23 protein-coding genes are annotated in these 23419 nt (G+C 44.2%); 12 read left to right on the forward strand and 11 right to left on the reverse strand.

Annotated elements, in window-relative coordinates; translation table 11 throughout:
* Positions 1-17 precede the first annotated feature (17 nt).
* Positions 18-233, reverse strand: coding sequence for a hypothetical protein (locus tag AC0L6N_RS21980; protein WP_011573295.1), 216 nt, complete (start codon positions 231-233; stop codon positions 18-20).
* 106 nt (positions 234-339) lie between these two features.
* The gene (locus AC0L6N_RS21985) at positions 340-1599 is read right to left on the reverse strand and encodes a DUF6895 family protein (RefSeq protein WP_473477727.1); all 1260 of its coding nucleotides are present in this window, start codon (positions 1597-1599) and stop codon (positions 340-342) included.
* 175 nt (positions 1600-1774) lie between these two features.
* Here AC0L6N_RS21985 and AC0L6N_RS21990 point away from each other — a divergent pair, with 175 nt between their 5' ends.
* The 5 genes from AC0L6N_RS21990 to htpX all read left to right on the forward strand — a co-directional run bounded on the left by AC0L6N_RS21990 (position 1775) and on the right by htpX (position 6383).
* Positions 1775-3064 carry a DUF6895 family protein gene (locus AC0L6N_RS21990; RefSeq protein WP_473477730.1) on the forward strand — a complete coding sequence of 430 codons (1290 nt, stop codon included), beginning with the start codon at positions 1775-1777 and terminating at the stop codon, positions 3062-3064.
* Positions 3065-3074: 10 nt separating this feature from the next.
* Positions 3075-3974, forward strand: a complete 900-nt coding sequence (locus AC0L6N_RS21995; protein WP_473477732.1) for a hypothetical protein — start codon at positions 3075-3077, stop codon at positions 3972-3974.
* A gap of 287 nt (positions 3975-4261) precedes the next feature.
* The gene (locus tag AC0L6N_RS22000) at positions 4262-4477 is read left to right on the forward strand and encodes a hypothetical protein (RefSeq protein ID WP_473481419.1); all 216 of its coding nucleotides are present in this window, start codon (positions 4262-4264) and stop codon (positions 4475-4477) included.
* Between the two features lie 140 nt (positions 4478-4617).
* Positions 4618-5409 (forward strand): substrate-binding periplasmic protein, encoded by a 792-nt coding sequence (locus AC0L6N_RS22005; protein ID WP_473481421.1) that lies wholly within the window; start codon positions 4618-4620, stop codon positions 5407-5409.
* Between the two features lie 101 nt (positions 5410-5510).
* Entirely contained in the window at positions 5511-6383 is an 873-nt protein-coding gene (gene htpX / locus AC0L6N_RS22010; protein WP_011573301.1) for a protease HtpX, read from the forward strand.
* Here htpX and AC0L6N_RS22015 read toward each other — a convergent pair.
* The gene (locus tag AC0L6N_RS22015) at positions 6380-7066 is read right to left on the reverse strand and encodes a cyclase family protein (protein WP_473477735.1); all 687 of its coding nucleotides are present in this window, start codon (positions 7064-7066) and stop codon (positions 6380-6382) included. The two genes, htpX and AC0L6N_RS22015, sit on opposite strands and share 4 nt — an antisense overlap.
* Positions 7067-7192: 126 nt before the next feature.
* On the opposite strand from AC0L6N_RS22015, the gene AC0L6N_RS22020 reads away from it, so the two are divergent.
* The 5 genes from AC0L6N_RS22020 (at position 7193) to AC0L6N_RS22040 (ending at position 13176) form a co-directional block, all read left to right on the forward strand.
* Positions 7193-8374, forward strand: a complete 1182-nt coding sequence (locus AC0L6N_RS22020; RefSeq protein WP_473477737.1) for a BaiN/RdsA family NAD(P)/FAD-dependent oxidoreductase — start codon at positions 7193-7195, stop codon at positions 8372-8374.
* A 291-nt stretch (positions 8375-8665) separates the two neighbouring features.
* Complete coding sequence (locus AC0L6N_RS22025; RefSeq protein ID WP_473477740.1) at positions 8666-10156, forward strand: SulP family inorganic anion transporter; 1491 nt, start codon at positions 8666-8668, stop codon at positions 10154-10156.
* 10 nt (positions 10157-10166) lie between these two features.
* The gene (locus AC0L6N_RS22030; protein ID WP_473477743.1) at positions 10167-11018 is read left to right on the forward strand and encodes a universal stress protein; all 852 of its coding nucleotides are present in this window, start codon (positions 10167-10169) and stop codon (positions 11016-11018) included.
* 826 nt (positions 11019-11844) lie between these two features.
* On the forward strand, positions 11845-12693 hold the full coding sequence (locus tag AC0L6N_RS22035) for a hypothetical protein (protein ID WP_473477746.1): 849 nt from the start codon (positions 11845-11847) through the stop codon (positions 12691-12693).
* Positions 12694-12747: 54 nt separating this feature from the next.
* Entirely contained in the window at positions 12748-13176 is a 429-nt protein-coding gene (locus AC0L6N_RS22040; RefSeq protein ID WP_011573312.1) for an acyl-CoA thioesterase, read from the forward strand.
* Positions 13177-13255: 79 nt separating this feature from the next.
* Here the strand turns inward: AC0L6N_RS22040 and AC0L6N_RS22045 are convergent, their stop codons facing one another.
* Positions 13256-13816 carry a porin family protein gene (locus AC0L6N_RS22045; RefSeq protein ID WP_011573313.1) on the reverse strand — a complete coding sequence of 187 codons (561 nt, stop codon included), beginning with the start codon at positions 13814-13816 and terminating at the stop codon, positions 13256-13258.
* A gap of 284 nt (positions 13817-14100) precedes the next feature.
* Between AC0L6N_RS22045 and AC0L6N_RS22050 the strand changes: the two genes are divergently transcribed.
* Complete coding sequence (locus AC0L6N_RS22050) at positions 14101-14328, forward strand: EexN family lipoprotein (protein ID WP_473477748.1); 228 nt, start codon at positions 14101-14103, stop codon at positions 14326-14328.
* Between the two features lie 111 nt (positions 14329-14439).
* Here the strand turns inward: AC0L6N_RS22050 and AC0L6N_RS22055 are convergent, their stop codons facing one another.
* Entirely contained in the window at positions 14440-15147 is a 708-nt protein-coding gene (locus tag AC0L6N_RS22055; RefSeq protein ID WP_011573315.1) for a DUF1499 domain-containing protein, read from the reverse strand.
* A 122-nt stretch (positions 15148-15269) separates the two neighbouring features.
* On the opposite strand from AC0L6N_RS22055, the gene AC0L6N_RS22060 reads away from it, so the two are divergent.
* Positions 15270-16109 carry a sterol desaturase family protein gene (locus tag AC0L6N_RS22060; protein ID WP_473477751.1) on the forward strand — a complete coding sequence of 280 codons (840 nt, stop codon included), beginning with the start codon at positions 15270-15272 and terminating at the stop codon, positions 16107-16109.
* A 6-nt stretch (positions 16110-16115) separates the two neighbouring features.
* On the opposite strand, the gene AC0L6N_RS22065 is transcribed toward AC0L6N_RS22060, so the two are convergent.
* The 6 genes from AC0L6N_RS22065 to AC0L6N_RS22090 form a co-directional block, all read right to left on the reverse strand.
* Positions 16116-16736 carry a CDP-alcohol phosphatidyltransferase family protein gene (locus AC0L6N_RS22065; RefSeq protein WP_011573317.1) on the reverse strand — a complete coding sequence of 207 codons (621 nt, stop codon included), beginning with the start codon at positions 16734-16736 and terminating at the stop codon, positions 16116-16118.
* A gap of 59 nt (positions 16737-16795) precedes the next feature.
* On the reverse strand, positions 16796-17476 hold the full coding sequence (locus AC0L6N_RS22070) for an ATP-binding cassette domain-containing protein (RefSeq protein WP_473477753.1): 681 nt from the start codon (positions 17474-17476) through the stop codon (positions 16796-16798).
* Entirely contained in the window at positions 17460-19109 is a 1650-nt protein-coding gene (locus AC0L6N_RS22075; protein ID WP_473477756.1) for an ABC transporter permease subunit, read from the reverse strand. The genes AC0L6N_RS22070 and AC0L6N_RS22075 overlap by 17 nt, the downstream gene beginning before the upstream one ends.
* Positions 19085-20200, reverse strand: a complete 1116-nt coding sequence (locus AC0L6N_RS22080; RefSeq protein WP_473481423.1) for an ABC transporter substrate-binding protein — start codon at positions 20198-20200, stop codon at positions 19085-19087. Before AC0L6N_RS22080 ends, AC0L6N_RS22075 begins: the two co-directional genes overlap by 25 nt.
* 88 nt (positions 20201-20288) lie before the next feature.
* Positions 20289-21167, reverse strand: a complete 879-nt coding sequence (locus AC0L6N_RS22085) for a DUF547 domain-containing protein (RefSeq protein ID WP_473477758.1) — start codon at positions 21165-21167, stop codon at positions 20289-20291.
* Positions 21168-21262: 95 nt separating this feature from the next.
* Complete coding sequence (locus AC0L6N_RS22090; protein WP_011573322.1) at positions 21263-23404, reverse strand: FAD-dependent oxidoreductase; 2142 nt, start codon at positions 23402-23404, stop codon at positions 21263-21265.
* Positions 23405-23419: the final 15 nt, after the last annotated feature.

Raw genomic sequence — 23419 nt, forward strand, 5'->3', positions numbered from 1 at the left:
CCTTTTTTAGTGTGTTATTAGCTAACAGATACGTTGCTAGCGATGTCGTTAATGCTATTGGCTGCATGTGTCGCTGCATCAAGTAATGCAGGGTCCACTTTGTCAGCGAGTACATTCATAAGATCGGTGTTTACTGCGGCAGTTAAGTCACCTAGTTCTTGCGCGTCATATACCAGTGCATAGCCAGTGAATGCGATGAAATTTACGCCTTGGGTTGCGAAGTTAAGTTGCATGGTGTTTCTCCTTTCGTTTTATATACGTTATCGAACGAACTAATTTTTGTTGCGATAACAAGTTATGAATGACTAACGCAAATAAGTGCGTTAGCTATCCAATTTTTTAAGCAATTGCTAGTTTCTTCCAGTCGATACAGTCATCAATCTTTTTAATCGTGTTGTGGACTGAAGTTTCGAAGCAGTTACTTTTATTCTTCATTTTTTCGTCATGAAAATAGCCAATAGAGCCGCGCTCATTCCGTTGTGAATTAACAAATTGAATTGTGTTATCAATGACATGGCCCAAACCGACTGTCTCAATTGCTTCACGATCAGTTTCAAGTGATTTGAGAACGGTCAGCAGAAGGGGAAGGTTGTACTCGTTGGCTAATCTTAGGGAGTGCCCCAGGGAATATATGAGCTTTAAATCGACGGGGTCCGCGTCAACAAAAATGTCGTCCAATTGATCATAAATAATTCGTAAGCACATCGCTGCGACCAGCATGGTGTGATAATTTTTAGCCCACGTTTGAAACTTTTCTCCGTGACGCTGCTTAACATCATCACCCATTCGCCCTACCGGACCTGGAATGATTGTGTCGTTTTGTATCACCTTGGCGATTTCACAAAAAACCAAGTCCAAATGCCATTCTTTGCAATGCCCAGTTAAGGCGAGGGACGCAAGTAACTCTAGCGATACGTCGAGGTCTTGCTTTGCAATATATTTTATTAGCAGGGACTCTAGAGAGCCGGCAATCCCATGGTCGAAACGCAGCCCAACATCTAAAAAGTCATGGCATTTGCGCATGCCGGTCAGATAAAACACGTTATGCGTTAAAGCGTATGCCTGGGACTCATCAGTGTGAATAGGGTCGGGTAAACGGGTGAAGTTTGACATGGCATATAGACTTTTTACTGGGAATATATGTGCTAAGTCGCCGTGGATCTGCGTAGCAAAAATATAATCCATCATACGAAAGGGCACTAACTCCAACGAACGTGCATGTTGTGAATAAAGCTCGTCCGTAAAATAGTTTTCGTGTTCTGTGTTGTTAACTCCAAGGTGCTTCGCGACTGCAATGGGTAATCCAAAGGCGAGGAAAAGTTCGCGATTTGCTTGAGCTAATTGAAGAAATTTTTCATCTTTCAGTTGATCAAAGAATTGTTTTTCAACGATTTTGCTTTTTGATTTAATTGTATGGTTATTACACACTAATAAATACAGAGAATATTCGCAAAATGACTTTCTATGTAAAAATGTAGTTTCACTATCTGAAATTCTATATAAATCAAAATATTCTTTATTTTCATCTATCCAAATATCTATGTTTTTAATTTTGTTTTCTATGTCTTTCTTAAATGATTCACTTTTCAATTTATTCATTTTGTTTCCCCTGAAATTGATGGAGTAATAATTGTTTGTTTTTTTGATTTGGGAAACTGTAAAAAGTATCAGGTTATTATTTTTAGAGCTTAATTGATGTTAACTGATAGATCTTACAGTTCGCTTAATGTTGTCTTTGATTACTATTAACGAACTTAAATAAGGAATGACTATCATGAATAATCAAAATTTTGCAGAAAGTAGTACGACGTTAAAATACTTAGAAAAAAGAATTAATAAAATTGATAACTGGGTAGATAGAAATTTGTCATGCTTCCAACCGCTAGTCGCTGACTGCCCCAAAGGGACTGATTATCGCCGTAAAGCGTTCGGCGAAGCTGGCTTGTACATATATGTAACCGCACAATATGAAGCATTTGGATCACCAACAGCATTAGTTGAAAGCTATTGGCAAACCATCTCTTGCAACGACTACTTAGACTTAGCTAGGCGGAATCTTTCCACATATGGTCTTTATGCATTCCCTGTCGCTGTGGCAAAAAGCTTGGGCAAAAGTACTGAAAAACTAGATGCTTATTTCGAAGATACTTACCTATCTACTCATTTACGATCTATAGAACTCCCCCCTTTTCGACTGATGGATAACCTGTTTTTCGCAAAAATGTATGGGTTATCTGAAATGCCGTATTCAGTTGAAGAGGTGAATAGGTTGACTAACATGAATCGTCTGCCAGATCCGATTCAATGTGATGAAGCGCAAGCTTATGCTTTAACGCATAATATTTTTTACTTGACTGGAATGAAGGTCAATCATGACTTTCTTGGGCTTGAGCCGACGTACGGACACCTTCAGTTACAAGCTCTAGAAGCTCTTTTCGTGCGCTATATGGCAAATAACAATTTAGATTTGGCGTTAGAGTTATTGATGTGTTTGATTTTGACAGGACTTTGCAAGCGTTGGCATTTGCAGTATGCATTAGACCTGGTAGACAAGAATTTAATTGATCACACTATAGTACCGGGCCCAGGTGAGCCAGAAGGTTTCGAAAAGCTAAGTGAAACCAGTGATGAATTTCAAACGTGGGTCAAGCATTACCACACAATGCTTGTGGCGGGCATGACATTTAGACTCGCCGCGACCCATATAGATAGCATATGGGCAAGAGGCCCCTCATTATCTTACTTCGCAGCATATGCTTCAGGACAGTTGGTTAGACTGCTTAATGATTACAACTTGCCATTAGCACTGACGGTGCTCAAGACTTTAGAAGAGCAAATACCAGATATTCGGCGTTTAGATATAGAGTATATCCTCACCTTTTCTCTGCGTTTTATCGAGCAACAATGCCAAGCAGACGGCAAAGTTGGCTTTTACTATGATCAATACCACGCGTTAACGACAACGGGGAAAACTTGGGAAGAAGCCGTTGATACGATTCAAGTGCCTTTATTGAATATTCACCGCCAAATCAATTGGCAACAATTCGATGCTTTAGCAAGCTAAGGAGGCGTACATGCAACTCACCATAAAAAAGTTTAACTTTCTTATTGCCGTTATTTTTGTCACCAGTATCTCAGTGCAATGTTTATTTGCCTATGTCGACATTATTAGCTTTGGGGGAGTGCTAATAGTGAGCTTAATGTGGATCCCCTTATTGGCGTGTTTATTAAGCGGAAAAAAATGCATTCACTTGATGCTAAACAGTGTGAAACGTATCGATATTAAATGGATGGGGATAGGTATTTTTACTGGCTTCGTATTATTGTTCGCAGAGCAGGGCTCTTTGTACTTTGGGCGACTGGGACATCTAAACGATCAAGTGTATTTTTTAGATACAGTACGCCAACAAATCCACATAACTAATGTCGCGTTGTTGTTAGGTAACGAGCCTCAATCCTACGCTTTCTTTGCCTTTAACTTGTGTCTTACGATCACTGTTGTTGGGGTGCTAATGGCTATTTTAGTTGTGTTTCCTTTCGAGGCTTGCTGGAGAGGAGTTATCTTTCAAGAGCTATCCAATTTGGTCGGGATCCATAAGGCTCCAATCTTTGTAGGTCTGTTGATTGGACTGTGTGCCATGCCTTTAAGCCTTTTTGGTTACATTAACCCGAACTCTCCCTTACTAAGTGCTTTTATTTACATGCCGCTGTTATCCGTAGGCCTGAGTTACGTGTTAGCGGGATTAGCAATAAATACAGTCAGTGCTTGGCCTACCGCCATTGCGTTAGGTATTTATTTCATTGGTAGTCGTAACTTGTTCTTGCTGCCCGATGATGCCGGCGCAAGTATGGCGGCTAAAGGGGTTGTTCTAGCTATAGCAACACTTTGGATCAGAAGTGCATTGATCAGCCGATTTGAACAAGCGGAGCAACAAAAAGAAAATATCACCCACCAAGCGGAAGCTTGCTCCTAGCGCAAAATAAGTGGCGGGTGTGGGTATTTAAATCGGATATGTATTTCTTACGGCACAACTGTCACCTGCTACTGGTGACAGTTGTCTGTGTTGCCACGCTTTCTACTTATTCATAATCTGTCTACGGCGACAAACCGGCACTGCAGTTCACCTCCAATCAGCTTTTTTATCTGCCGATGTATTCAGTATGATAATGCAAACTCAAAGGTTACAAATTGTGAGGCCTGGTTGATCCCGCCAAGGTTGAACTGCTAGGTTAGAAGTGAATTCTTGATGGAGGACGCATGATGACATCTCATAAACAGAATAAAAATGAACATGGTATCGCGCACTTTGCCGCTTTAAAAACCGCGATTGCCAATGGCGAAGAGCAAACCGTGAAAGAGCTACTGCCTAATGGGCCGATGCAAAGTCTTGAGAAAGATTACTTGGTTGAACTGGCGGAATTAAATAATAACCGCACTATTATCAAGCTACTGCAGGATATGCCCGCAAAAGACTAAGTCTGAGTACTGCACTCATGCATTTGGGTGCAGGTGTCCACTGCCTCTAATCACCAGATTAACAAAGTTGACCCACAGGCGTGAAATACTCATACTCGTTGACTTAAAGTCGCTTAGTAAAGGAGTTTCGTTTGACGCTAGTGCGCTTATGTAGACTTGCCATAATACTTCTTGTGTTACCGCTTAACGCGAAGTTGGCGAAAGCTACCGAACTCTATGAACTTACCTTTGCGGTCAACACTCCCGGTTCTTTTCCCTATTTATATTACGACGACCCTTCACAAACGTATAAAGGGATCGTGCCGGACTTCATTGCAAATTTAAAACGTCGAGAACGAGTAGACGTTACCTTCGTGGATTCAAACCAACAGCGAAGTGAAACATTTGTAAAAGAAGGTAAAGTCGATTTATATCTTGCGAATGTGGGCTGGGTATCTGAGCCTAACAAGGTCATTACCAGCATACCGGTTATTCAGCATAAGACCTTTTTGTATAGTCTCACGCCGTTTGATGACAATTTTGACCTCGCTGTCGTTGATAGTAAGCGTGTGTGTACCCAACAAGGGTATGTTTATACTGGTTTACAAGCCTCAATCGACGCTGGGAGATTGGTCCGTTTTGAATCCTCTAGTAAAGCTACGCTGGGTTCGATGTTGGCAAAGGGCCGTTGTGATTATGCGGTGCTCAACAATTACAGTGCTAAACTGGTTTTTTCTCGCCCCGAATTCTGTGGTGTAACAATTTATCAGTCCCCAAAAGCAACTAGCACGATCCCGTTGCATATTATTATGCGCCCTGCACTACACAAGGTAAAAGCTCTCATTGATGCTGAGCTCACAGGGTTTAAAGCAAGTGGTAAGGCGACTCAATCTTTAGCGGCACATTCTTCGATTCCTCGCTTTCCAATGCAGGGGCAATGTAGCTCTGTCTGACGAAGCCATATCTTTTAATAAATATTGAAACTGCGCACCTTTGCTATTGCGCTACGCAAGCATTGGCCACATATTAAGCATTCCAATTTGGAGTGTGAAATATGTTTCGAATATTAATGTTTTTAGCCACTAATATTGCCGTTATGGTATTGATTAGTTTGGTCTTTAGCCTGTTTGGTTTTCAAGGTTTGTTAGCACAAAACGGGGTTGATTTAGACTTGCAGGCTCTGCTTGTTTACTCGGCCGTTATTGGCTTTAGTGGCTCGATCATCTCCTTGTTAATCTCAAAGTTTATGGCCAAGCGCAGTATGAATGTGCATGTGCTTGAGCATCCTGAAAATGACACTGAACGTTGGTTACTACGCACGGTTGAGCGCCAAGCAGAACAAGCGAATATCGGCATGCCTGAGGTGGGTATATTCGTGCACGCAAGCCCCAATGCCTTTGCCACTGGGTGGAACAAAAACAATGCATTAGTGGCAGTCAGTACCGGCTTACTTGAAAACATGACCCAAAGCGAAGTTGAAGCTGTGCTAGCCCACGAAATTAGCCATGTTGCCAACGGCGATATGGTAACCATGACCCTAATCCAGGGCGTGCTGAATACCTTTGTGGTGTTTTTGTCGCGGGTTATCGGCCATGTGGTAGACCGAGTCGTGTTTAAAGTCGAACGGGGTCACGGGCCAGCGTTTTGGATAGTGTCGATTATCAGCCAAGTAATACTCGGCATCTTAGCATCGATGATCGTAATGTGGTTTTCACGTTACCGTGAATTTAGAGCCGATGCTGGCGGTGCAAGTATCGCGGGGCGCAACAATATGATTGCTGCACTTAAGCGTTTAAAGCAAAACCAAGATGCGCCCCCCATGCCAGAGGAAATGGCTGCGTTTGCCATTAGTGCAGGCAAGGTGCAAAAGTTGTTTTCCAGCCACCCTCCGCTGGACAAACGCATAGAGGCACTGCAGAAAGGTTAGTTATTACTCTTTTCAATTTGCACAAATGCCCTAACAGGGAAGGTGCCCACACCGGTTATTTTAGGCGGCACCGCATAAAAACGTGCACCCTGGGTGGGCACTTTCTCCAAATTGGTAAGGTGCTCGCAAATCAGTACGTTATTTGCCAATAGCAAGCTATGCACTGGGCGTTTTCGGCCACGGGTATCATCAATGTTGTGTGAATCAATGCCCACCAATTTGGCGCCGTTATCAAGTAGCCACTGCGCAGCTTCTTCAGTCAAATAAGCATGGTTTTCAAAGTATTGCTCGCTGTTCCAATGCTTGCTCCAATTGGTATTAATAAGGACGGCCTTATCTGCCACATCTGTCTCTTTGAAAAAGTGCAGGCCAATCTCGATGTTATCTTTTGCATCAATCATCACGGTGGGTAAATCAGCCAACAGCGCTAACGACACTTGTGCAAGGTCGTCACCATCAGCGGCAAAATGAAAAGGTGTGTCGATATAGGTGCCGGTATTACTAACCATTTCGATTTTGCCGATTTGCACTTGATAGTCATCACCGTAAACCTTTTTCGATTCTTCGCGGCTTAGGTAGTCGCACATAATGGGCGCAGGTAAACCTTTGTACGTGATTAAGCCGTCGTATATGCGATGGCTCAAATCGATAAAGGTACGTTTGTTAGATCGAGGGTCAGTCAATGAGACTCCTTAGGCGGGCTAAAACCGGAAATGACAAAGTGTTCAACTTAGCATTAATTTGGGTTTTTAAAGCAAAATTCTTTATACTCCGCGCGAAATACATCCCCTAAAATAACAGGCAGTAACGTGAAGAAAGTAGACGTAGTCGTCATAGGTGCAGGTGCCGCAGGTTTATTTTGCGCAGCGCAAGCGGGCAAACGTGGGCGTAGTGTGGCAGTACTCGACCATGCTAAGCGCATCGGTGGCAAAATTCTAATGTCTGGCGGTGGTCGCTGTAACTTCACCAATATGTATGCCTCCCATGAGAACTTTCTTTGTGATAACAAGCACTTCTGTAAATCAGCCTTGAGCCAATATACTCAATGGGATTTTATCAGTCTGGTGGCCGAATACGGCATTGCCTACCATGAAAAAACCTTGGGTCAGTTGTTTTGTGATGACAGCGCTAAAGACATTCTCAACATGCTATTGAGCGAGTGTGATAAAGCAGGCGCGACAGTCACCAATCAATGTGATGTGCTGCAAATCGATAAAACAGATGCTGGCTTTACCTTGCAAACCAGTAAAGGTGAATACCAATGTGAATCGCTGGTTATTGCCACCGGCGGACTTTCTATGCCGAAGCTGGGTGCCAGTCCTTTTGGATACAAAGTCGCTGAGCAATTTGGTTTAGCCGTTAAACCGACTCGCGCTGGCTTGGTGCCGTTCACGTTGCATGAACAAGATAAGAGTGTACTCGCCGAGCTAAGCGGTATTTCCCTTGATGCTAGCGCTAGTTGTAATGACTCTAGCTTTAATGAAAATATCTTATTTACCCACAGAGGCTTAAGTGGCCCAGCCGTGCTGCAAATATCCTCTTTTTGGGAGCCAGGCCAAGCCGTAGATTTCGACTTGTACCCCAACGGCGACCTGCATGAGGAGCTGCAAAAAGCTCAACAAAGTCAGCCGGATGTGCTGCTTAGTAATGCCCTAGCGGCGTTTTACCCCAAACGTTATGTACAAACTGTGCTGCCGTACTTAAGCATTGAGAATAAGCCCCTAAAACAGTACCAAGGTAAGAGCCTAAATGACGTTGCACAAGCCTTTCATCAATGGCAGTTAAAACCCAATGGCACTGAAGGCTATCGCACCGCAGAAGTTACGCTCGGCGGCGTAGACACCGATTCTCTATCATCAAAAACCATGCAAGCCAAAGATGTGAAAGGCCTGTACTTCATCGGCGAAGTCATGGACGTAACAGGCTGGTTAGGGGGCTATAACTTCCAGTGGGCTTGGAGTAGCGGGTATGTAGCAGGGCAGGTGGTTTGATTTTGGTCTGTCATATCCACATTACTGGGGTCAATTGAACAAGCAATATAGGAAACAACGTTGCTGTAGTCTCTTCTTGGACGAGATTGTGGATCCTGACATTTATGTCATGTATGATCCTCGAATCTGAAATCACATGGAGTCAAACTTGACACTTACGCCGCCCTAGGCTTCCCCCTCTGACTATCTTCTGCTCAGTTTGATGAGCAATTTCATCGCGTCCCTCGCGAGACTTATTTTTACATAATTTTCTTCTCCTCTATTTGAGGAAAACAGTTTAGGTAACTTTGCATGTTTGAACACGTAAAGAGAGATTGGCTCTCTAATATTCGTGGTGATGTGCTTGCGGGTATTGTTGTGGCATTAGCCCTCATTCCCGAAGCCATCGCCTTTTCTATTATTGCGGGTGTTGACCCCAAAGTAGGTTTATACGCATCGTTTTGCATCGCGGTCATCATTTCTTTTGTTGGCGGAAGACCCGGTATGATTTCGGCTGCCACTGGCGCTATGGCGCTCTTAATGGTGACATTAGTGAAAGAGCACGGTCTCGAATATTTGTTAGCCGCCACACTGCTTACAGGTGTGTTACAGATTATGGCTGGCTTTTTGCGCTTGGGTGAGTTGATGCGGTTTGTATCACGGTCGGTCGTTACAGGATTTGTTAATGCTCTCGCCATTCTGATATTTATGGCGCAATTACCCGAACTGACCAACGTGACTTATCATGTGTACGTTATGACCGCCGCTGGCCTTGGGATTATATATTTGTTCCCTTACCTTCCTGTTATAGGCAAAGCCATTCCTTCGCCACTCGTGTGTATTGTTACACTGACTATTGTTGCTATTGTTACAGGGTTAGACATACGTACAGTGGGTGATATGGGAGAGCTTCCTGACACATTACCGATATTCTTGTGGCCGGATGTGCCGTTGAATTTTGAAACGCTATTGATAGTCCTCCCTTATGCCGCGGGTCTTGCTGTAGTAGGTTTGCTGGAGTCAATGATGACAGCAACCATTGTTGATGATTTAACCGACACTAGTAGTGATAGAAACAAGGAATGTAAAGGTCAGGGGATTGCTAATATTGGTGCAGGTTTGTTTGGTGGCATGGCAGGGTGTGCCATGATTGGACAGTCTATCATCAATGTAAAGTCCGGTGGTCGTGGGAGACTGTCGAGTTTTGTCGCCGGTACATTTTTGCTGTTTATGGTACTCGTGTTGGATGAGTGGCTTCGTCAGATCCCAATGGCCGCATTAGTCGCCGTAATGATAATGGTTGCAATCGGAACCTTCTCTTGGACATCTGTAAAAGAGTTAGGCAAGCACCCGCTCTCTTCCAATATTGTAATGATAAGCACTGTCGTAGTTGTTGTGGCAACACACAATCTCGCAATTGGGGTGCTAGTGGGTGTTCTGCTTGCAACCTTGTTCTTCGCAAACAAAATCGGACGGTTCATGGCTGTTAAGTCATATTACTTTGAACCTGACAAGACCCGTAAGTATGAAGTCATTGGGCAGGTATTCTTTGCTTCCTCAGAGCAATTCATTGCTTCGTTTGATTTCAAAGAGGTCGTAAATACCGTTGTGATAGATCTTAATCACGCACACTTCTGGGATATTACAGCCGTGAATGCACTGGACAGAGTCGTCGTTAAATTCCGTCGTGAGGGCGCTACGGTCTCGGTTGTAGGGATGAATGAAGCGACAGAAACTGTCGTCGATAAGTTTGGGGTACATAACGATCCGGCGGAAGTTGAAAAGCTGATGGGTGGTCACTAGGAGATAAGCGATGAGAAAAATAATGACTTGTATTGACGGCTCTGAAATGACGCCTGCTGTTGTCAGAGCGGGTAAATGGGCCGCAACCAAGCTGGCAAAGCCGTTATGCTTTCTCCATACAATAGAGAAAACGCATCAACATGGCGCTGATGATTATACGGGGGCTATTGGTCTTGGTGCACGTTCTTCATTGTTAGAAGAGATGACCAAACTGGATGAGCAAAAGAGTAAAGTTGCGCAACAACTTGGAACTGAACTACTTGAATCAGTCGTGTCTGATGCGCGTTCAACAGGCATAGAAACGGTGGAGTCTATGCAACGCCATGGCGATATTGTTGAGACGATAATTGAGGTCGAGAGCAAGATCCGTTTGATTGTTATTGGCCGTAAAGGCGTGGATCACGATAACGAATTTAAAGCCATTGGCTCTCACCTTGAGACACTGCTGCGAACAGTATCCCAGCCAGTGCTCATTGTCCCTGAAGAGTTCTCGCCGCCTACGTCATTTATGATTGCTTATAACGGGCGTGAGTCTGCTGATAGGGCGTTGCAAAAAGTGCTGGATGGCGGCCTCTTACATGGTATTGATTGTCATTTGGTGGCGATAAAAAATAATGAATCCGGTCTTAAAGCTAAGTTTGATAATGCTGCATCGCAATTAGCAGAACGAGGCTTAAATGTGGCTACTGCTTTTCTAGAGGGCAACATTAAAGAGGAGCTGTTGAAATATCAGAAAGCGAATAACATTGATTTGTTAGTCATGGGGGCATTTGGTCACTCAAGATTGCGACAACTTTTTGTTGGTAGCAATACGTTAAAAATGCTGGAAACAACGAATATCCCGCTGATTGTTTTACGATAACCTACTCAGTGCGCAATAAGCATAGTTATTGCGCACTGCTTGCTCTTCCTATCAGGCGCTAACTGTGACTAGCGCCTTAACCCAGCTATTTCAATTCGCTCTAAGCGTTTGTGAACTCGACTGCGTCTCCGCTTGGCCCGTTTTACATGATAAATATCATGTGCCGCCTTATGCAGTCTCCGTGCTTTACAACAATGTGTTCGTGTGTCTTAAGCATCTCGGCGAGGTGCAACAGATTCAGGCCATAGCATTCCTCAAATGCACAAATAAAACATTCACAGAACACGGTTAAAGATAACCTTCAATTCCCCTGGGTCATTAGCGACTACGACAGAATCGCTTAGTGCACACAAAATAAGCTGTACTAGCTTGCATCTAATCTGACGGTTTCGAGTAATAGGTTTGGATTTCATCAGACAAGCAGCCATGTGCGATCACTGAACTTGAATGAACTACGCCGCGCAGCTTAGGTTAGCGAGTGGTGCACTTTGGGGTTGAATTCGCGAGTACCACTAGTACCAAACCCCACTAACTGGCACTACTACTTTGAGGGTTAAGCCATTATCACCAATAGATAATTACTTTTAGTCATGAAGTTGATATTTCGATTAAAACGACTAAATTAAAAAGTAGTGTATTCTTAAGGTTTGTGGTTGTTATATGTACTATTTATTCTGCTTCTTAGGCTTTATTAGCCGCAAACGTACTGCGTAATCAGGGAATAAACACTACGATGTTTTTTACGATCCCCTTACTATCAATGGCTATATTTAATTACCTAGAAAGGCTTTGTTTGTTTTACACGCTGAATAAGAAATTGCTGTGTATGGCTGTGCAGTGTGTACTCTTATTATTTTATAATGGTGATGCACTCGCCGAACCCGTAACAACCATTTTGTACCCTAAGCCACTGTCAGTAGATGATCATCGTCCTATTTACCCTGTGCGGTTATTAGAGCTAGCGATAAGCAAATTGGGCAAACCTTATAGATTGAAACCGAGCAAAGGGTTAATGAACCAAAGTAGAGCACTGCGTATGGTCGGTACTCAAAATGCGCCTGATATTGTGTGGACCATGACCAGCAAAGAGCGAGAAGAGGCTTTCGAGCCCGTTAGAATTCCTATTTATAAAGGCTTAATTGGTTGGCGTTTATTTTTGGTTCATGCCGGAAACGAGAGACGATTTGAGCAGATCAATAGTTTAGCTGGTTTACAAAAATTCACCGCAGGGCAAGTACACGATTGGCCAGACACCTATATTATGAACAGCAGCGGGATAGATGTGATGTCGTCTTCTATGTATGAGCGCCTGTTTGTGATGTTAGACGGTGAGCGATTCGATTTTTTCCCGCGTTCGCTTATCGAAATCTGGAGTGAATTAGATGCTAGACCTCAATACAACCTTGCAGTGGAGAAACGCTTATTGCTGCGTTATCCCGCTGCGCTTTATTATTTCGTTAATCCGAATAATAAGGAACTTGCTGCAGACATAGAGCGTGGTTTACAAATCGCCATTGAAGATGGCTCCTTTGACCTGATGTTTGAAAAGCACAATCAATGGTTAATTGATAAATCTAATTTGTCTGAGCGAATTGTGATTGATTTACCAAACCCTTTATTGCCTGCACGCACACCGTTGAAAAATGCCGCTCTTTGGTATCAAATTGAACCGTAATTTAATGCTACAATCTGACTAAAATCCCCATTAAATCTTGATATAGGCAGCGAAATGCAAGAAGAAGCGCAAGAAGAACAGGCTCTCGGTAAACTCACCACTCGTACTCTCGCTATGCCAGCTGACACAAATGCAGCTGGGGACATATTTGGTGGCTGGGTATTATCCCAAATGGATATTGCGGCAGGCATATGTGCTGGGCAACGAGCTCAAGGGCGCGTAGTCACAGTGTCAGTAGAGAGCATGAGTTTTATCCGCCCTGTGCACGTCGGGGATATACTAGGTTTGTATACCCGGGTTGTTAAGTTAGGGCGCACATCTATGGTGATCAACGTTGAAGCATGGGTAAGACGCGATAGAATTGGTTTGCGAGAGAAGGTCACCCAGGGACAATTTAAATTTGTTGCGATTGATGATAAAGGTGTACCGATGCCATTGCCATCAGAAGACGAGTTGCCAGATTACGTGTTAGAGAATTTCTAAGCCTCTCTATAGCCAGTTGTACTGATGTAAACAGCGACAGGATCCCTGTCGCTGTGACGTCAGAAAAAAAGTCCTCTAACTAGAATGAATAACGAGCAGAGACTCCCATAATATCGTTGTCATCGGACGTACGATAAGACACGCTCACCGCTGCTTCGGGAGTGAAATAGTAACTGGCGCCTAAATTAAGGTACGTATCATCATCGTCGTCTAAATCGATATAGGATACGCCGCCATCTAATTCGATATTTGGTGTTACACGTGAGCGAATGCCCGCTGTTAAGCCGTATCCATTTTCATCATAATCTTCTAGTTCAGCTTCTTCATAACTGACTACACCGTATACATCCGTATTACTTGATGCTGCCATACGATAACCAATACCTAAACTAAGCTGGTTAAAGTCAATATCACTGTTGTTGATTTCATCAGAGGTGTCTGTGTACGAGCCATTCACGAAAACATTTTTACCTACCAATGCAGAACCAGAAACTTTGAAGCCATCTGGCTCGTAGTCGCTGTTGTCTACATCAATCTTTGCATAACCGCCTTCAACATAGTTGAAGTCAGGAGAGGCTGCGTAAGCAGTAGGAACGGAAATAACGGTCGCTGCTAATAAAGCAATTTTTGAAGCTTTCATTGAAATTCCTTAATAAAAATTAACTGAGTGAGCAACAAAAGTAGTGGATTAGAGACATCTAATCAGACAATAAAAACTACTTCTGTCCTGCGCTTAATAGATGATGTTAAGCAGCTGATTTTCAATAGAAAACGTTGTAATTTTTTAGATGTTTTTTTAGTATCTAAACGTGAAGAATTGTTAAGGGATATGTAACGCTCGATTTTTCAATTAGTTGTGAACCTAAGCTGGCGTTAAACCCGAACGCACAGCGTTTTAATCATCGGGAATTTAAGGAAGAAAAAATGAAAAAATATATGTTGATACTGCCTTTAGTGTGCGGTCTTTCCGCTTGCGGTACACCGTCAGTAGAGGATTTAGTCGATGATCCTGAACTGTTAAGCGAAGTACTCGCAACGTGCACTGAGAAACTCATGAAAGGTGAAGAAGTGAAAACCGAAGAGTGCCAAAATGCCACTGAAGCTCAGAAGCAAATTCTGAATAATGTGATGAAAGGTTTATTTGGTAACTAAACTGCTTCGAAATATTGTTAAGTTATACAAACGCCCAGCGATGAAAACACATCGCTGGGCGTTTTTTTATCATCTTGCATTATCAAGCGTCTGCAGATGAGAGGGCAAGAATTAAAGCTTGCTGTTTATAGCATCGATTAACGAGTGAATACGCTCAGCATTTTTACCCAAATCGCTTTTACCTACACGGGATTTACTGCGTACATCAAGGAAACTTTCTTCACCTGTGGTACGAATACGTACAACAACGTCATCTTTAAAACCGAACCAGCCAGTGGTGTCTGTTGCTTCAACAAGCCCTAGTGATTTGTCTGAGTTGACTAATTCCCAACCCAAATCATTGATCGCAGCTTGTGTTGCATCAAACAACTGTTCGGTGCTTTGGCTATATTTTTGCGTTGTCAGTTCTGGGTAAGCGTCACGCTGCTGTTTAGCAGTTTCTTCACCTGCATACTCTACCGGGTTAGGCGCGTCTGCACGCAAAGCAACAATTGCTACAAACTTAGGTGGGTTCACCAAATCTGTAGAAATATCATGAATTGGTGGGACTGATTTCGCTTTACTCATCATGCTCATAGGTAAACCTACAGCGATTAATGCCAACACCGCTGACACAGCAACACCTGCCCAGCTAATATTTTTACGCATAAAAATAATCTGGATTAGGATCAAAACTAATGCAGCGATACCGGCGTAGACACCGAAGCGTAATGCAGCAAAAGCAGTGCCTAACTCGAGTATACCAAATTTGTAAAGGGGGCCAGGAAGGGCGACAAGCAAAATAGCCAGGAAGCTAACTAAGCTAACCAAGGTCTTCATAGGGTGTTCTCCGTTGTTATTATAGTACCGTAAATTTATGAACTCATGATATATGAACAACCTAATACTATCAGTAACAGTTTTTGGACTTAACTTTCTAATAAATATTAAAGTGGATAAGTATGCAAAATGAAGCCTGGTTGCGGATGGGCAGCTTTATATTAGTGTTGGCCGTCATGATGATTTGGGAAGCACTATTGCCAAATCGAGTGTCACATGTCGCGCGCTACAAACGCTGGTCGAGTAATTTTTTCTTGGTTCTTTGCGGCGCGTTAACCGGTAGGTTATTGGCACCAGCAGGCCTAGCTGTCGTAGCAATTTATGCAGATGAGCGGCAATTCGGCGTATTGAATATATTGCCTGTGCCTGAATGGGCGGCTGTTACCTTAGCGGTTATCGCCCTTGATTGCCTAATTTATTGGCAGCACCGCGTTTTTCATCGGGTGCCATTGTTGTGGCGTTTACATCGGGTACATCATGCTGACCCCCATCTCGATGCATCAACAGGCTTACGTTTTCACCCTATCGAAATAGCCTTGAGTTTATCGGTTAAGGGACTTGGTATCCTTTTATTAGGTGTGCCGGTCATAGCCATTTTAATTTTTGAGATAGTGCTTAATGCCAGTGCTATTTTTAATCACAGCAACATAAAGCTGCCCAACTGGTTGGAAACGTCGTTGCGAAAGGTGATTGTGACCCAAGCCATGCATCGGATTCATCATAGCCAGGTAGTAAAGGAAACCGATAGTAATTTTGGTTTTTGTTTGTCTATTTGGGATCGACTATTCCACAGCTACACACGCGAAGCTAAAGCCGGTGATGACGGCTTAACGATTGGCTTAAATGAGTACGATAAAGAAAGTAATAATACGGGCATCGGTACCGTACTCATGATGCCATTTAGACACACACCTGAAAAAGAGCGTTGCCAAAAAGAGCGTCGCCAAAAAGAGCGTCGCTAAAAAGAGCTAGCTGTCTTTAGTGGCCACTAAGGTGTGATAACCCACCCAAATTCGAATGATCGCGGTAAGCCAGCAGATTGCCGCAAATACCGATGCTATCAATACAAATTGACTCGGGAATAAGCAAAATAAGCACAGCACTAGAATGGTTTCAAAGCCTTCTGCTAAACCACCCATGTAGTGCAAGCTTTTCTGTGGGTAGTTAGGGCTGTCGATGCCATGTTTGCTGGCCATAATGGCAAAGGCCAAAAAGCTGCCACCTGTGCCCATAAATGACAGCATCAAAAAGCTGCCAGCTATGGCGTTGTCCACCGGGTTGGCGCAGACAAAAGCGAACACGATGGCTGAATAGAATATGAAATCTAAGGTGATATCCAAAAAGCCCCCAGCGTCTGAAGGGGATGTCTCTCTGGCGATTGCGCCGTCTAATCCGTCGCCCAGGCGATTTAGTAAGATCAAGCACAACGCCAATACATATTGACCATAAATAATGGCCGGCACCGCAAGTATGCCAATAACAAAGCCGGCTACTGTCACCGAATCGGCGGTGGCTCCGCGTTTGATTAATTGTTTGGCCGCACTGCACAGAGGCTTTTTCAACAGTTTATTTAAAATAGGGTCTAGCATGCTTTACCTTATGTTTATGGGCCGCTAGAGGGCAGACCCATAGAGTCGAGTATACGTTATTAGTTGCGCTTAGCGTGTGATGCGCTTTGAAAATAGGCCCCTAAATCTATATGTTGAGCATGAGCAGGAATATTGTCGATATCGTGACTCACCATGATGCTAGGCACTCCTTGCTGTTGCAATTGCTCAAATGCCCACTGACTTACCTTAGCATTCGTGTTTGGGTCAAGTGCAGCGAAGGGTTCATCCATCAATAAGGCTTGCGGTTGATTCGCCAGCGCACGCACCAAGCCAACGCGAGAGCGCTCGCCACCACTTAATTGATCGCTGAAATGTTCAGCCACATAACCCAGCTCAATCTTATCGAGCATATTTATCGCGGTTTTACGGCGCTGCTGTTTATTCTGTTTTTTACCTTGCTGATTTTTAACCGCTGCGGGCAGTGCAAAGCAGATATTGTCTACCACATTCAAATGGGGAAAAAGATGCACGTCTTGCATTAATAAACCGATGCCACGTTGCTCAACGTTCAGGTCGTTAATTGCTTGTTCGTTCAGGATAATCTCACCATTGATGTTGGCATGCTGAATCTTATCACCTAACAACCAGTGCAAAAATGTCGACTTGCCCATACCGCTTGGGCCAGTAAGCACCAGTAACTCACCTTGCTCGAGTGTTATATCGGGCAAGGAAATCTGCCCACTAACGGTGTTTATTTGGCAATTATTGATGCGCAGCATCGTAACTTCCTCGAAGACGTTGAGCCAGCACACTGGCGATGAAAAAGGCGATAAACGGCAGTAAAGCTTGCACTAACAGGTAGACCGCCGTGATGCTCTGCTCGTTTCCTGAAGCAATTGCGACTGCCTCAGTGGTGATGGTGGATACTCGCCCGGCTCCCATCATTAGGGTGGGAATGTATTGCGCAACACTGACCGAAAACGCGATGGCTAATGCGCTTATCAGAGCAGGGCGAAGCAACTTGAAACGTACTTGCCACCAACGTTGCCAATAAGAATAGCCGAAACTGGCAGCAACCAACTCATAATGCCGATCCAGACTTTGAAACGGCCCGCGAAGCACTAAGTAGCTGTAAGCAAAGGTGAAGGGTAAATGCGAGAGGACTATCCAAGCCGTATTGTAACTCGCGCTCATATCGGTGTGAGCAATTTGCCACCCGTACACCATGCTTAGCTGGGGCAATAGTATTGCCAATAACCACACATAATCGGGTAAATAGCGTTTGCTTTGTCGCTGAAGCTCTAGGGCAATTAAGGTCATTGCGACACCCACAATACTGCTAAAAAAAGCAATGTTTAAGCTGTTCAGCAATGGCGCTTGCATGAAAAACCATTCATCTTGCCATAACGCGGTAGACCAACTCGTTGCGTTAAAGGGATTTTGCGTATTCCAGCCTAGGGACCACAGTAAAAAGGTGAGTAATATCGCTAAGGTTAATAAACTAAAAAGCCCCAACCACGCAGTGAATACCCGAGCAAAGCGAGTGATTTTCAATGGGTTGGCCATAATGGCAAGCGTGCGAATTCGCTTTATGGCGAACCATTCATGAATATAAATAGCCGCGACTAACACGCCAAGCATGACCAATAAAAGCAGATTGCCAAGAAAGGCCATTGCTTGCTCAGCTGCGGTGAAGCCAGTTTGCCAGTTATATAATACGACCGCGTAAAGTTCGGGAATATTGGGGCCAATCAGTAGGCTAACGTCCAGTACCGATAAGGTAAAAGCCATCGCTGCAAGCAAGGCCAACCGAGACTGCTTCAATATGGTAGGGAACACCAACAACCACCAACTGGCACTTTCACTGTAGCCAAGTGCTCGACCTTGTAATAACCAATCTTTAATCGCCAGCTGGCGACCCAGAGCGCTGAATATAAATAAAAAGAAGGGCACTTCTTTTATGCTGATAGCAATTAACATGGTCAACATACTTTTACGCCCAAGGCCAAGCCACTCAGGTGGTGTGCTCCCAGCGAGCTCCCAAAGTGCACTCCACAACATTCCCCCTGAACTAAAGAGGTAGACTATGCCTAAAGCTACCGCTAAATGAGGGAGTGACAGCAAAGGGGCAAGGCGTTGCTCCAAGGCTTGCCAACGGGGGTTAAAACGATACTGGCTGTATACGGTAAATGCCACATACAGCGCAATGATCGGCGCGAACAATGAAAGCAGCAGAGAACTTAAAACTGATGACAGGAGGCCGTTGTAAGCAAAAAATACGCTAACGTGCTCCCATGAAATTGGCGGCGAGAGCCATAAGCCCAGCACGATACCAAAAACGGGCAGCCCTGCGACTAATGCAACAAGCAGCCAGCCAACAACAAGGATTAAGCGCCGTATCTTTGTTGCCATGTATCTTCAATGATTTGTTGCCAAGAACTGTGTAACTCTTGCTGAGAGGGTAATGTTGAGGCTTTATCCAGTAATGGCGTTATGACTGCAGGGTCCCCCCAGGTACCATTAAGCTTGCGCTCTTGGGCTAACTCGCTCAATAGAAAATGGATCACCACTTTCGCGCCTGCTGGACTTTGCGCCCCTTTGGGAATGGCAAGGTTATGGCTGTTAGTAATAGCGCCGCCCGTAAAGTACACACGTTTTGCAGATTGAGGAATACGCATTTCATCTTGCTCTTTGCTTATTTGATTGGGGTTAAAACTAACGGCGATTGTCTGTTGATCTTGTTGAAAAAGTGCCAGTTGCTCTGTGTTTGAGCTAGGGAATGCACTGCCTTTTTGCCACAATAGTGGGTGCAGTTTATCAAGGTAATCCCATAATGCAGGCAGCAACTGCTGCTGGGATTCAGGTGTAGCAAGCTCGAATAAACGTTTATCATTATGACTAAGCGCCACTAAAAGCTGTTTCAAAAAAGTAGTGCCATGAAATTCAGGCGGGCGCGGGTAACTCATTCGGCCGGGTTGTTGCTTCGCTGCGCTAAGAATATCAGCTGGGGTAATGCTTATCTGAGCAAAGACGTTTTCATTGGCAATAATATTGAATTGCCCTACGCCCCAAGGTATTTCGAAGCCATCCATAGGGACACCAAAGTCGTTGCGCAACGACAGCTGCTCAGTAGCCAGCAGTGCACTATTGGGGACGGCGTTTGTCAGCCCCCCTAATAACAATTCTTGTTCTTTTAGGTAGCTAAAGTTTTCACCATTTATCCACAGCAAATCGATAGCACTTTTGCTGCCATTTTCTGCTTTTAACCTACTAACCGCTTCGCTGATATCGGCTACTTTAACGTGACGCAAACGTACCTGATAGCGACTGGCAATTTCCCGGGCTGCCCAGCGTAAATAGTCATTGACGGGTTTTGCGCCACCCCAAGCATAAAAGTACACTGTTTCGCCGCGGGCAGAGGCTAAGGTTTGCTGCCACTGCTTGCTGCTTTCGCGCGGGCTAGCTTGATTACCCTTAAGGTCGTTTAACGCGTCATTTCCCATCGCCACAGATGGCGCTGCCAAGGCTGCCAATAGCAGTACTATCTTGGCCCCAACAGGTACTTTAAGGTGGGTAAAAAAGCGCGTCAATTTAGAAGTTAGCCACATCATTTAAACGCCAGTCGTAATCCTTGAATGTAATAGGGTAGTCAGCGCTCTTGATTAGATTGCGCTGCTCTTGTGGATTACTGTCACCCTCGACGAGTGCATCGCTGTAGTCATTGAGCAAATCGAATAATGAATTGAAACCCTGGTCGCCTTTTTCAAAGTCGCCGCGATACCATTTAAATATTGACGATAAAGACGCTTCACCCTTTTGGCCATGTACCTTTATCTCATTGCGGCTATTGTCTGCTAAAAACAGCTGCATTTGACTATCAAGTTGGGCTGTCAACGTGGTTGCTACGAATGCCTCACTGCGAAGTGGCGGGCATGACACCGCTGCACAAACTAGGGCGGCATGAATACGTGGCTCTTTGAACCATTTACGCACCATTTCGTGTTCGATATCGTCTAAGTTGTGTTTTTCATTAAACAAAGTGAAGAACTTCTTTTCCCACGGAGTGGTGAATAAACTACCTAGGTCGCGAATTGAGTCAGCATCCCCTTGCTTAAACTCTTCCCAGTTATCGACAATCAGCTTCAGGGTAAAACCATTATATGCATTGATTAAAAAGCTCAGTTGTTGCTGCTTGTCCCATCCGTCAAACTGGCTTTTACTGACAGCAGAAAATGCATTTAACGATATGTGCAAAGTATCTTTTTGTACTGATAATCGTTGATAGTCCACTCGGGTTTGCTTCTTATCGTCAGACGTTTGCACCACTTGGGTTAATAGTTGATCAAAATTAGCATAGCTGTGATCGAATTCTGCAGCGTGTAACACGAACGAAAATGAGGCAAGTAGTAAACTACCTGCCATTAGGGTATATCGAATCAAACGTGTAACTTGGTTTGATGGAGTATGCATACACTTCCCCGTTAGATTTATTTAAATTACGGAGCGTACGCTAATAATTGCAGCACGCCCGTTATCTTATAAGTAACTTCTAAGCAATCGATGCCTTACTTGCGACGCCATGTGTGGAAGCGTTCAAGGAAGTCGAGCACTTTTTGCGGTGCGTGATCTTTCTTCCAGTTACCGGCTACGTTTTTATTGGCTTCAGCCATAGTGGGGTAAATATGGATAGTCCCCAAAATCTTGTTCAAACCAAGGCCGTGTTTCATGGCTAAAACGAACTCTGCCAGTAATTCACCCGCATTGGCACCGACTATGGTGGCACCCAAAATCTTATCTTTACCAGGCTTAGTGAGCACTTTAACAAAACCCCGTGCATGATCGTCAGCTAATGCACGGTCAAGACCGCCAATATCGTAACGTGTGACCTCTACTTCGATACCTTGTTGCTTAGCAGACATTTCATTTAACCCTACCGTGGCAATTTCTGGCTCCGCAAAGGTTGCCCAAGGAATAACACTGTAGTCCACCTTAAATATTTTAAAGGGTCTAAATAACGCGTTGACCGCTGCATACCAAGCTTGGTGACTGGCAGTGTGAGTAAACTGATAAGGCCCGGCGACATCGCCTGCCGCCAAAATATTTGGGTACTTGGTTTGTAAAAAGTCATTGGTGATAACAGTACGGTCAGTCTCGATACCAAGTTTTTCTAAACCGAAGCCCGTTAGGTTCGCTTGGCGACCCACAGCCACCAATATCTTGTCGAACGGGATACGCTCTTCTTTACCTTCAAACTCAACCACTAACACATTGCCTTCGCTGGTGGTTTCAACTGCCATGGCGCTGGTGTTCAGGCGCAAGTCGATGCCGTCTTTTTCGAGTTGAATTTGTAAGTGCTTCGCTGCATCTGGGTCTTCTTTGCTCAATACTTGGTCGCCGCGTTCGATTTGCGTGACATGGGTGCCTAAACGACCAAATGCTTGAGACAGTTCGCAACCAATTGGGCCGCCGCCTAGTACTATCATACGTTTAGGCTGCTCGGTGATTTCCCAAAGGTTATCAGCGGTTAAATAGTCGATGTCTTTCAAACCTGGAATATCTGGTACAAACGCACGGGCGCCTGTGGCAATAACAATGTTGCGCGTGGTTAATGATTCAACACCGTTCTCGGTTTGAATATCCACCTGCCAAGGCGACACGATGGTAGCATTACCTATGGCGACATTTACTCCCAGCGATTCATAACGCTCAACAGAATCGTGTGGCTCAATGGATTTAATCACGCTGTGAACCTTGTTCATGACCGCTTTAAAATCAATTTTTGGGGCATCATAAGTGACACCCGCATTTTGCGAAGTGTGATGAATATGCGCTAGCTTACTGGCGTGCAATATACTTTTAGAAGGCACGCAACCCGTATTCAAACAGTCGCCGCCCATTTTATGACGCTCAACCAAGGTCACTTTAGATTTAATGGCCGCGGCAATATAAGCCGTTACCAAACCAGCCGAACCTGCACCGATAACCACTAGGTTACGATCGAATTTCTTGGGTTTTTTCCATCCTTTGTAAACACGGCGTTGTTGCAGCGCACTTAAAATAAACTTAGCCAAAATCGGGAATATGCCTAACAGGACAAACGAAAGGATTAAATCCGTTGAGATAATGTCTGACAATTGGTTAATTTCGACTAATTGAGTACCTGCATTCACATAAACGGCAGTGCCAATCAACATGCCCAATTGGCTAACCCAGTAGTAAGTCCACGTTTTTATACCCGTCACACCCATCACTAGGTTGATGATAAAAAACGGGAAGATAGGCACTAAACGTAAGCTCAATAAGTAGAACGCACCGTCTTTTTCGATGCCTTTATCGATAGATTCTAGCTTTTTCGAGAAGGTACTTTTTACCCAATCCCGCAATAAGAAACGCGACGCTAAGAAGGCCAAGGTTGCACCAATGCTTGAAGCGAATGAGGCTAATAATAAGCCCCAGCCGAAGCCGAATAAGGCACCTGCGCCTAATGTAAGAATAGCTGCCCCAGGTACACTCAAGGCGGTGGCTGCAGCATAAATGGCCAAGTAGCCAACAAATGCGACCAACCAGTTCGCTTCAATATATTGCGCAAGATCTTGCTGATTGTTTTTAAGGCTCTCAAGTGTGAGGTATTGATTCAGGTCAAAGACAAAAAAGCTGGCGATGAGCGCAGCAATGACGATGACTAATATTGCACGTTTACTATTCATTTTGAGGTGAATCCT

The organism is Paraglaciecola sp. G1-13 (assembly GCF_055809255.1).

What these genes read in the sequence shown, in the direction of transcription:
- AC0L6N_RS22090 (WP_011573322.1), bottom strand. Translation starts at nt 23,404, where the DNA reads ATGAATAGTAAACGTGCAATATTAGTCATCGTCATTGCTGCGCTCATC.
- AC0L6N_RS21985 (WP_473477727.1), bottom strand. Translation starts at nt 1,599, where the DNA reads ATGAATAAATTGAAAAGTGAATCATTTAAGAAAGACATAGAAAACAAA.
- AC0L6N_RS22075 (WP_473477756.1), bottom strand. Translation starts at nt 19,109, where the DNA reads ATGGCAACAAAGATACGGCGCTTAATCCTTGTTGTTGGCTGGCTGCTT.
- AC0L6N_RS22080 (WP_473481423.1), bottom strand. Translation starts at nt 20,200, where the DNA reads ATGGGAAATGACGCGTTAAACGACCTTAAGGGTAATCAAGCTAGCCCG.
- AC0L6N_RS22035 (WP_473477746.1), top strand. Translation starts at nt 11,845, where the DNA reads ATGGCTGTGCAGTGTGTACTCTTATTATTTTATAATGGTGATGCACTC.
- AC0L6N_RS22070 (WP_473477753.1), bottom strand. Translation starts at nt 17,476, where the DNA reads ATGCTGCGCATCAATAATTGCCAAATAAACACCGTTAGTGGGCAGATT.
- AC0L6N_RS22050 (WP_473477748.1), top strand. Translation starts at nt 14,101, where the DNA reads ATGAAAAAATATATGTTGATACTGCCTTTAGTGTGCGGTCTTTCCGCT.
- AC0L6N_RS22040 (WP_011573312.1), top strand. Translation starts at nt 12,748, where the DNA reads ATGCAAGAAGAAGCGCAAGAAGAACAGGCTCTCGGTAAACTCACCACT.
- AC0L6N_RS22085 (WP_473477758.1), bottom strand. Translation starts at nt 21,167, where the DNA reads ATGCATACTCCATCAAACCAAGTTACACGTTTGATTCGATATACCCTA.
- AC0L6N_RS22065 (WP_011573317.1), bottom strand. Translation starts at nt 16,736, where the DNA reads ATGCTAGACCCTATTTTAAATAAACTGTTGAAAAAGCCTCTGTGCAGT.
- AC0L6N_RS21980 (WP_011573295.1), bottom strand. Translation starts at nt 233, where the DNA reads ATGCAACTTAACTTCGCAACCCAAGGCGTAAATTTCATCGCATTCACT.
- AC0L6N_RS22045 (WP_011573313.1), bottom strand. Translation starts at nt 13,816, where the DNA reads ATGAAAGCTTCAAAAATTGCTTTATTAGCAGCGACCGTTATTTCCGTT.
- AC0L6N_RS22060 (WP_473477751.1), top strand. Translation starts at nt 15,270, where the DNA reads ATGCAAAATGAAGCCTGGTTGCGGATGGGCAGCTTTATATTAGTGTTG.
- AC0L6N_RS22000 (WP_473481419.1), top strand. Translation starts at nt 4,262, where the DNA reads ATGACATCTCATAAACAGAATAAAAATGAACATGGTATCGCGCACTTT.
- AC0L6N_RS22055 (WP_011573315.1), bottom strand. Translation starts at nt 15,147, where the DNA reads ATGAAGACCTTGGTTAGCTTAGTTAGCTTCCTGGCTATTTTGCTTGTC.
- htpX (WP_011573301.1), top strand. Translation starts at nt 5,511, where the DNA reads ATGTTTCGAATATTAATGTTTTTAGCCACTAATATTGCCGTTATGGTA.
- AC0L6N_RS22025 (WP_473477740.1), top strand. Translation starts at nt 8,666, where the DNA reads ATGTTTGAACACGTAAAGAGAGATTGGCTCTCTAATATTCGTGGTGAT.
- AC0L6N_RS22030 (WP_473477743.1), top strand. Translation starts at nt 10,167, where the DNA reads ATGAGAAAAATAATGACTTGTATTGACGGCTCTGAAATGACGCCTGCT.
- AC0L6N_RS21995 (WP_473477732.1), top strand. Translation starts at nt 3,075, where the DNA reads ATGCAACTCACCATAAAAAAGTTTAACTTTCTTATTGCCGTTATTTTT.
- AC0L6N_RS21990 (WP_473477730.1), top strand. Translation starts at nt 1,775, where the DNA reads ATGAATAATCAAAATTTTGCAGAAAGTAGTACGACGTTAAAATACTTA.